Below are 8,824 nucleotides of genomic sequence, written 5' to 3' on the forward strand. Positions count from 1 at the left end.
CGCGCCGAGCATCACCGCGTACGCCACCTCCAAGCTGGCCGTCGCGCACTGGGTGCGGCGGACGGCCGTCACGCCGGAGTGGGCGCGGCGGGGCGTGCTGCTCAACGCGATCGCCCCCGGCGCGGTGCTGACGCCGCTGATGACCGGGTCCACCGGCGGCGCGGCCTTCGAGGACCCCGACGAGTTCCCCACCCCGATGCCGCTCGGGAGGTTCGGGCAGGCCGAGGACATCGCGTTCTGGGTGCACCAGTTCCTGCGACCCGAGGCGCGGTTCACCACGGGCGCCGTCCTGTACGTGGACGGCGGCACCGACGCGGCCATGCGCCCGGACGGCCATCCGTCCGCGATGACGTTCTGAGGAGACGACCGTGACGACCACCGAACCCGACGGCTCCGCCGCCCCCTCGGCCCCCGAGGTGTTCGAGCCCGCGCGGCTGGGCCCGCTGACGCTGCGCAACCGGGTCATCAAGGCGGCCACGTTCGAGGGGATGAGCCGCGGCGCGCTCGTCTCGGACGAGCTGGTCGAGTTCCACCGGCGGCACGCCGCGGGCGGGGTCGGCATGACGACGGTCGCGTACTGCGCCGTCCAGCCCGAGGGGCGCACCGAGCGTAACCAGATCTGGATGCGGCCCGAGGCCGTCCCCGGGCTGCGGCGGCTCGCCGACGCCGTGCACGCCGAGGGCGCGGCGGTGTCGGCGCAGATCGGGCACGCGGGACCGGTCGCCAACAGCCGCTCCAACCGGGTGGCGTCCCTCGCGCCGGTCGGGATGTTCAACCCGCAGAGCCTGCAGCGGACGCGGCCGGCCACCGAGGCGGACATCCAGCGCATCACGGCCGCGCACGGGACCGCCGCGCGGCTGGCGGTCGAGGCGGGCTTCGACGCCGTGGAGGTCCACCTCGGCCACAACTACTTCGCCAGCTCGTTCCTCAGCCCCCGGATCAACCGGCGCGAGGACGGCTACGGCGGCTCGCTGGAGAACCGGGCGAAGGTCGCGCGCGGCGTGGCGCGGGCCGTCCGGGACGAGGTCGGCGACCGGATCGCCGTGCTCGCCAAGCTGAACATGGACGACGGCGTCCGCGGGGGCCTCCGCCCGGAGGAGAGCGTCCAGGTGGCGCGGTGGCTGGAGGAGGACGGCTCGGTCGACGCGCTCGAACTGACGGCGGGCAGCTCCCTGCTGAACCCGATGTACCTGTTCCGCGGGGACGCGCCCGTCAAGGAGTTCGCCGCTACCTTCCCCCAGCCGCAGCGGCTCGGCATCCGGCTCGTCGGGAAGCGGTTCATCCGCTCCTACCCGTACGAGGAGGCGTTCCTGCTGCCGACGGCCAAGCGGTTCCGCGCCGCCCTGGACCTGCCGCTCGTCCTGCTCGGCGGCATCACCGGACGCGCCACGATGGACCTGGCCATGGCCGAGGGCTTCCAGTTCGTCGCGATGGCGCGGGCGCTGCTGCGCGAGCCCGACCTGGTCAACCGGATCCAGGCCGAGCCCGCGACGCCGTCGCTGTGCGTGCACTGCAACAAGTGCATGCCGACCATCTTCAGCGGCACCCGCTGCGTCCTCGCGCCCTAAATGAGTCCCAGGGCCGTTGCCAGGCGCGCGCGGTGCGTGCGCGGCGCGCCCAGCATGAGCTCGTCGGCCTTGGCGCGCTTGTAGTACAGGTGCGCGTCGTGCTCCCAGGTGAACCCGATGCCGCCGTGCAGGAGCAGGTGGTCCCTGGCGACCTGGAAGTAGGCGCGGCCCAGGAAGGACGCGGCGAGCGCGGCGGCCTCCGGCAGCTCGTCCGGGGCCTCGTCCGCCGCCCACACCGCGTACCGGACGACCGACTCGGCCTGTTCGAGGACGCAGTGCATGTCGGCGAGCTTGTGCTTCACCCCCTGGAACGACCCGACGTACCGGCCGAACTGGACGCGCAGCTTCGCGTACTCGACGATCACGTCCAGGCAGCGCCGCAGCCCGCCGAGCTGCTCGGCGGCCAGCAGCACGCGCGCGACGTCCGCCGTACGGTCGATCACCGCGCCCGCGTCGGACGGCCCGAGCAGCCGCGCCGGGACCCCGCCCAGCTCCACCCGCGCCTGCGGACGGGTGAGGTCGAACGAGGTCAGCGGCGTGACGGCGAGGCCGGGCGCGTCCGGAGCGACGGCGAAGACGCCCCGGCGGTCCGTCCCGGTCGAGGCGACCACGAGCAGGAGGCCGGCGGCCGTGGCGTCCGGCACGCGTTCGACCATGCCCTCCAGCACCCACTCGCCCCGGTCGAGGAGCCGTCCGGCCGGCAGGGCCTCCTCCGGAGCGGCCAGCACGGCGACCGTCTCCCCCGAGGCGACGTCCGGCAGCAGGTCCTTGGCGTCGAGGGCGACGAGCAGCGACGCCGCGACGACCGCCGAGAAGTACGGGACGGGCGCCAGCGCCGCACCCAGCTCCTCCAGGACGGCCGCGACCTCGCCGAACCCGGCCCCCGACCCGCCGTGCTCCTCCGGCACCGCGAGCCCTGCCAGGCCCAGCTCGGACGAGAGCCGCGCCCAGGCCGTCCGGTCGTACGGCTCGTCCGAGCCGGCGACCTCGCGGACCCGCGCCATCGGCACCCGGTCGGCCAGGAAGGACCGCACGGTCGCGGCCAGCTCCCGCTGCTCCTCGGTCGGGATGAGCCTCACTCGCCGTCCTCCTTGGCCTGCGTGCCGACCTTCAGCGCCTTGAACGGGATGTTCCGGTCGAGCTGCGGTTCGCGCGGCAGGCCGAGCACCCGGTCGCCGATGATGTTGCGCATGATCTCGTTGGTGCCGCCACCGAGCGCCATGCCGGGGGCCCAGGCGAGCGCCCGCGCGATCGGGCCGTCCCCGGCCAGGCACTCCGGGCCGAGGATCTGGCTCGCCAGGTCGGCGCTCGCGAGGGTCAGGTCGGCGAGCAGCAGCTTGCTCACCGAACCGCGCGCGCCCGGCTGGATCCCGGCCTTCACCTCCTGCGACATCCGCGCGTTGAGCAGGTCGAAGGCGCGTTCCCGCAGGTAGAGGTCCAGCAGCAGGTCGCGGACGCCCGGCTCGCCGAGCAGGCCGCGCTCGCGGGCGGCGGTACGCAGCGCCGCGAACGACGCGGGCCGCTCGGTGCGGGTCGCGCCCATCCCGATCGACACCCGCTCGTGCAGCAGCGTCGTGACGGCCGCCGACCAGCCGCCGTCCACCTCGCCGACCACGTTCTCCGCCGGCACCCGGACGCCGGTGAAGAAGACCTCGTTGAAGTGCGACTCGCCGGTCATGTCGCGCAGCGGCCGGACGTCCACGCCCGGGTCGCGCATGTCCACCACGAACATCGTGATGCCCTGGTGCTTGGGCACGTCCGGGTCGGTGCGGGCGATCAGCAGCCCGAAGTCGGCCTGCCGCGCGACCGACGTCCACACCTTCTGGCCGTCGACCACCCAGTGGTCGCCGTCCCGGACCGCGCGGGTCTGCAGGGACGCCACGTCCGACCCCGCGCCGGGCTCGGAGAACATCTGGCACCAGATCTCCTCGCCGCGCAGCAGCGGCCGGAGGTACCGGCGCTTCTGCTCCTCGGTGCCGAGCGACAGCAGCGTCGGCCCGCACATGCCGAGGCCGATCCCGAACACGCCGACCGGCAGCGGGAAGTCGGCCGCGGCCTGCTGGAAGGCGCGCTCCTCGGCCGCCGACAGCCCGCGTCCGCCGTAGGCGGCGGGCCACGTGATCCCCACGTACCCCGCGTCGTAGAGGTCGGCCATGAACGCGCGGGCCTGCGGCAGGTCCGGATCGGGCGGCAGGTCGGCCGTCCGTTCCGCGAGCCAGGCCCGGGCCCGGCTGCGGTACTCGTCGAGATCCGTCACGGGCGGCTCCTCCCGGAGGCGACGCGACACCCGCGGCGTCCGGCCCGCAGGGGCCGCCGCCACGCGTGTCAGTACGCGCTTACGCTAGCGCCCCGAACCCGGTTCGGTCACCCGTGGGGACACCCGCCTTCCGCATGAGGACAGCGAGAAGGGCCTCCCGGGAACCCATCCGGGAGGCCCTCCGCACCGCGCTACTCAGCGAATGTCACCGCGCCTGCTCGGCGAACGTCACCGCGACCGTGAGCGGGCCGTCCGCGCCGCCGTCCAGGTCGAGTTCGGCGATGCGGCCCGCCGCCCGCAGGTCCTCGGCGACCCGCTGGAGGTCACCGGCCCGCTCGCCGGTGACCGCCGCGCGCGACAGCTCCGTGCGCATCGACACCTTCGCGTCCGACTTGGCCTTGCGGACCTGGCGCAGCGCCTCGGCCGCGACGCCCAGCAGGGACGCGTCACCGCCGTCCGGCAGCTCGGCCGCCGCAGGCCAGGCGGCGCGGTGGACCGAGCCCTCCTGCCACCACGACCAGACCTCCTCGGTCACGAACGGCAGGAACGGCGCGAACAGCCGCAGCAGCACCGACAGCGCCCGGTTCAGCGCCGCCCGCGCGGACGCCGCCTCCGCCCCGGACCCGTACGCGCGCTGCTTCACCAGCTCCAGGTAGTCGTCGCAGAACTGCCAGAAGAACCGCTCGGTGCGCTCCAGGGCCCGCGCGTAGTCGTAGGACTCGAACGCCTCGGTCGCCTCGCCGACCAGCCCGCGCAGGGCGGCCAGCATCGCCAGGTCGCCCGGGTACCAGATCGCCTCGCCGTCGACGCCCTCGTCGAGCGGCTGCTCGGCGAAGCCCAGCACGAACTTCGACGCGTTCAGGATCTTGATCGCGAGCCGCCGGCCGACCTTGATCTGCCCGGTGTCGAACGCGGTGTCGGTGCCCGGACGGCCGCTCGCCGCCCAGTACCGGACCGCGTCCGAGCCGTACTCCTGGAGCAGCCCGATCGGCGTGACGACGTTGCCCTTGGACTTGGACATCTTCTTGCGGTCCGGGTCCAGGATCCAGCCGGCCAGGGCGGCGGCCTTCCACGGCAGCGACCCGTTCTCCAGGTGCGCCCGGACGACCGTGGAGAACAGCCACGTCCGGATGATGTCGTGCCCCTGCGGCCGCAGGCTGTAGGGGAACACGCGCGCGAACAGGTCGGGGTCGCGCTCCCAGCCGCCCGCGATCTGCGGGGTCAGCGAGGACGTCGCCCAGGTGTCCATGACGTCCGGGTCGCCGGTGAAGCCGTCCGGCTTGCCGCGCTGGTCCTCGGTGAAGCCGGGCGGGACGTCCGACGCCGGGTCGACCGGCAGCGCGTCCTCGGCCGGGACGATCGGCTCGCCGTAGACCGGCTCGCCCGCCGCGTCCAGCCGGTACCAGACCGGGATCGGGACGCCGTAGAACCGCTGCCGGGAGATCAGCCAGTCGCCGTTCAGCCCCTCGACCCAGTTCTCGTACCGGGCGCGCATGTACGCCGGGTACCACTCCAGCTCGCGGCCGCGCTCCAGCAGCTCGGCGCGCAGCTCCGGCCCGCGCCCGCCGTTGCGGATGTACCACTGCCGCGTCGTGACGATCTCCAGGGGCTTGGAGCCCTTCTCGAAGAACTTCACCGCCCGGACGACCTTGCGGGGCTCGCCCTCCAGGTCGCCGGACTCGCCGAGCAGCTCCAGCATCCGCTCGCGCGCCGAGTGGACGGTCTTCCCGGCCAGCTCCGCGTACGCCTCCGCCGGGACCCCCGCGGGCGGCTCGGCGACGAACCGGCCGTCCCACCCGACGACCGCGCGGGTCGGCAGGTCGAGCTCGCGCCACCAGGTGACGTCGGTGACGTCGCCGAACGTGCAGATCATCGCGATGCCGGACCCCTTGTCCGGCTCGGCCAGCCGGTGCGCCAGGACCGGCACCTCGACGCCGAAGACCGGCGTGCGGACCGTCGTCCCGAACAGGTCGCGGTACCGCTCGTCGTCCGGGTGCGCGACGAGCGCGACGCACGCGGGCAGCAGCTCCGGACGCGTCGTCTCGATGTGCACCGCCCGGCCGCCGCCGGCGTGGAACCGCAGCCGGTGGAACGCGCCGGGCTGCTCCCGGTCCTCCAGCTCGGCCTGCGCGACGGCCGTGCGGAACGTGACGTCCCACAGCGTCGGGGCCTCCGACAGGTACGCCTCGCCGCGCCGCAGGTTGCGCAGGAACGCCTTCTGCGACGCGGCCCGCGCGCGCTCGCCGATCGTCGTGTAGAGCAGGCTCCAGTCGACCGACAGGCCGACGCGGCGCCAGGTCTCCTCGAACGCCTTCTCGTCGATCCCGGTCAGCCGGTCGCACAGCTCGATGAAGTTCCGGCGCGAGATCGCGACCTGCCGCTTGGCGTCCGGCTTCTCCGGCGGCTCGAACGCCGGGTCGTACGGCAGCGACGCGTCGCCCCGCACGCCGAAGTGGTTCTGGACGCGGCGCTCGGTGGGCAGCCCGTTGTCGTCCCACCCGATCGGGTAGAAGACCTCCTGGCCGCGCATCCGGCGGTAGCGGGCGATCGTGTCGGTGTGGGTGTAGGAGAACACGTGCCCGACGTGCAGCGATCCGCTGACCGTGGGCGGCGGCGTGTCGATCGAGTAGACCTCGCCGGCCGGGCGGGACCGGTCGAACCGGTAGGTCCCGTCGTCCTCCCAAGTGCGTACCCACTTCTCCTCAAGGCCGTCCAAGGAGGGCTGAGAGGGGACGTTCGGGGTACGCGGTGGGATGTTCATGCGGCAATGCTATTGACCGCCGGACGCTGGTCGGTTCGTTTTTCCGCCCGCCGCGCCCCAGCGTGCGGCGCTCTGCGGCGGGGACGGGTCCGATAGCGTCGGGGCAGGAAAGGAACGGGAGGTATCGATGGCGGACAAGGGTGACCTCGGCTGGCGGGTGATGGCCGGGGCCGCGGCCTTCGCGGGCGGCTTCGTCGCCAAGAAGGCGATCATCATGGCGTGGAAGAAGGGCACCGGCAAGGAGCCGCCGACCAACCCCGAGTCGCCGGAGGTCGCGCTCACCGAGGCCGTCGCCTGGGCCGTGATCATGGGCGTCGGGGTGGAGGTCGCGCGGCTGCTGGCCACCCGCGCGGCGGCGCACCAGTGGTCGAAGGGCACGGGCGAGCTGCCGAGCCAGCTGCGCGCCGACGTCTGACCGGCCCCGGCCGGGCATTGGACGACGCGTCCAGTATCGTGGTCGGTCCCCCGGCGACGAAGGGATCGACCACGATGCTGCTGGACCGGATCCGCCTGCCCTTCGAGGACGAGCTGCGCGCCGAGCGCTTCCGGCTGATCGAGACGCTGGACGGGCTGTCCGACGACGACTTCGACGCCGGGACGACGCTGTGCTCCGCATGGGCCCCGCGCGACGTCCTCGGCCACGTGATCGGGCTCGACTACTTCGTCGGCTCCTACCTGCCGTTCGGGCCGCGGATCAACACCGCCAACCAGGCCCAGGCCGACCGGGCCCGCGCGGTCTCCCGCGAGCGGCTGATGCAGTGGGCCCGGCACTGGGCCGACAACCCCAGCACCACCAGCAGGATCGGGGCGCCCGTCCTGCTCGGCGACCTCGGCGTCCACCACCAGGACGTGGTCCGCGGCCTCGGTCTCACCCGGCGCGTCCCGGACGGGACGGCCACCGCGATCTTCCGTGAGGGCCTCCAGCTCAGCATGTGGCTGAACCGGCGGGTGCTGCGGCACCGCCTCGAACCGACCGACGGGCACCGCCCGGTCGCCCTGCCGAGCGCCAAGAACGGCCCGGTCGTGCGCGGAACCCGCGAGGCGCTCGGGATGTGGCTCTGCGGCCGCGACTCCGTCGCCGGCGAACTCGAGTTCGCCTGAGCGGCCGGACGCGCGAACCCCCGCCAGGCCGCCGAGGCTGGAGGGCTGCCCCCGGCCGGGCGAGGTCCAGCGCGCTCACGGTGTTCAGAGCATGAACCCGGTCCTGAGGACGAACGAAGGCCCCGCCCAGATGCACTGGGCGGGGCCTTCGTCCTTCGCATGTGCTCGGCGGAGGGCGACCGGGGGGGAGCTGGTCAGCTCGGGAGACGGGGGTGTTCGCCGGGGAGTTCGGGGGCCGGGCCGCCGATCTCGCGCAGGTCCTCGCGGATGCTCTGGGCGAGCTTCTTGGTGGCGGTCCGGTTGAGCGCGGCCCCGGCGGCCGCGCCGGTCAGGAACGGGCCCATCGTCGAGAGGCTGCGCCCGAGGGTGCGCAGCATGCGCTTGCGCAGCGCCGCCTTGGACGCCGCGCCGACCGCCCCGGTCAGCGAGCCGCCCTCCAGCGGGTTGATGCCGCGCTGCCGGGCCCAGGCGGTGGCGAACGCCGCGGCCCGGGCCGCGCCCGAACCCTGCACCCGCACGTCGTAGACCTCGTGCAGCTCGGCGATCATCTTGACCTCGACCGCCGCGACCACCAGCGTCTCGGCGGCCAGCTGGGCGGGGGCGGACAGCAGCAGCGGGGGCGCGGCGAACTCGACGGCCGCCAGCGCCCCGCCCGCCGCGCCCACGGCGGTGGTGGTGTTGACGGCGACCCTCACCAGGTTGTCGGCCAGCGCCTCACCGCTGAGGCCGTGGTGGTGGGCCGACAGCGTGGCCCGGTCGCGGATCGGCACGTGCGGGACGATCGCGGTGAACAGGTCGGCCAGCCAGCGGCCGCGCGCCACGCCCTTGGCGCCGGCGGCGCGGGCGTTGGCGGCGAGGAGCCGGGTGAGCCGGGCGAGCAGGCGGCCGCGGGTCTCGCGGTCCATCCCGTCGTCGGCGGCGAGCCGCCCGACCAGTTCACCGATCTCCCGGTCGGTCCCCGGACCGACCGGCTCGGGCGTCCCGGGGGACGCCGCACCGGGCGTGGCGACGGACGCCGTCTCGGACGTCCCGCCCGGTGCGGTCGCGCCCTCGCCGCCGGGCGCGGAGCCCGGCGGGTCGGCGGACGCGGAAGAGGACGGGTGCGCGCCCGGCGCCGCGGAGGCGGCACCCGGCGCG

At 74.3% G+C, this 8,824-nt stretch carries 8 protein-coding genes; 4 read left to right on the top strand and 4 right to left on the bottom strand.

Going from position 1 to position 8,824, the window contains the following annotated elements; genetic code table 11:
• Positions 1-358 (top strand): SDR family NAD(P)-dependent oxidoreductase (locus AB0J52_RS17440; RefSeq protein ID WP_500182614.1); only part of this gene is annotated, 358 nt, incomplete at its 5' end.
• 10 nt (positions 359-368) lie between these two features.
• Entirely contained in the window at positions 369-1,568 is a 1,200-nt protein-coding gene (locus AB0J52_RS17445; RefSeq protein WP_500182615.1) for an NADH:flavin oxidoreductase, read from the top strand.
• On the opposite strand, the gene AB0J52_RS17450 is transcribed toward AB0J52_RS17445, so the two are convergent.
• From AB0J52_RS17450 to valS, 3 genes are all read right to left on the bottom strand, one after another.
• Positions 1,565-2,647, bottom strand: a complete 1,083-nt coding sequence (locus AB0J52_RS17450; protein ID WP_500182616.1) for an acyl-CoA dehydrogenase family protein — start codon at positions 2,645-2,647, stop codon at positions 1,565-1,567. The genes AB0J52_RS17445 and AB0J52_RS17450 overlap by 4 nt on opposite strands.
• Positions 2,644-3,825, bottom strand: coding sequence for an acyl-CoA dehydrogenase family protein (locus AB0J52_RS17455; protein ID WP_500182617.1), 1,182 nt, complete (start codon positions 3,823-3,825; stop codon positions 2,644-2,646). The genes AB0J52_RS17450 and AB0J52_RS17455 overlap by 4 nt, the downstream gene beginning before the upstream one ends.
• Positions 3,826-4,030: 205 nt before the next feature.
• The gene (gene valS, locus AB0J52_RS17460) at positions 4,031-6,586 is read right to left on the bottom strand and encodes a valine--tRNA ligase (protein WP_500182618.1); all 2,556 of its coding nucleotides are present in this window, start codon (positions 6,584-6,586) and stop codon (positions 4,031-4,033) included.
• A 127-nt stretch (positions 6,587-6,713) separates the two neighbouring features.
• Here valS and AB0J52_RS17465 point away from each other — a divergent pair, with 127 nt between their 5' ends.
• Positions 6,714-7,001, top strand: coding sequence for a DUF4235 domain-containing protein (locus AB0J52_RS17465; protein ID WP_500182619.1), 288 nt, complete (start codon positions 6,714-6,716; stop codon positions 6,999-7,001).
• Positions 7,002-7,075: 74 nt separating this feature from the next.
• Positions 7,076-7,687 carry a maleylpyruvate isomerase family mycothiol-dependent enzyme gene (locus AB0J52_RS17470; protein WP_500182620.1) on the top strand — a complete coding sequence of 204 codons (612 nt, stop codon included), beginning with the start codon at positions 7,076-7,078 and terminating at the stop codon, positions 7,685-7,687.
• A gap of 194 nt (positions 7,688-7,881) precedes the next feature.
• Here AB0J52_RS17470 and AB0J52_RS17475 read toward each other — a convergent pair.
• The coding region (locus tag AB0J52_RS17475) for a hypothetical protein (protein ID WP_500182621.1) at positions 7,882-8,824 on the bottom strand (943 nt) is incomplete at its 5' end.

This window comes from Spirillospora sp. NPDC049652, from assembly GCF_040675125.1.
In the GTDB taxonomy this organism is placed as follows: domain Bacteria; phylum Actinomycetota; class Actinomycetes; order Streptosporangiales; family Streptosporangiaceae; genus Spirillospora.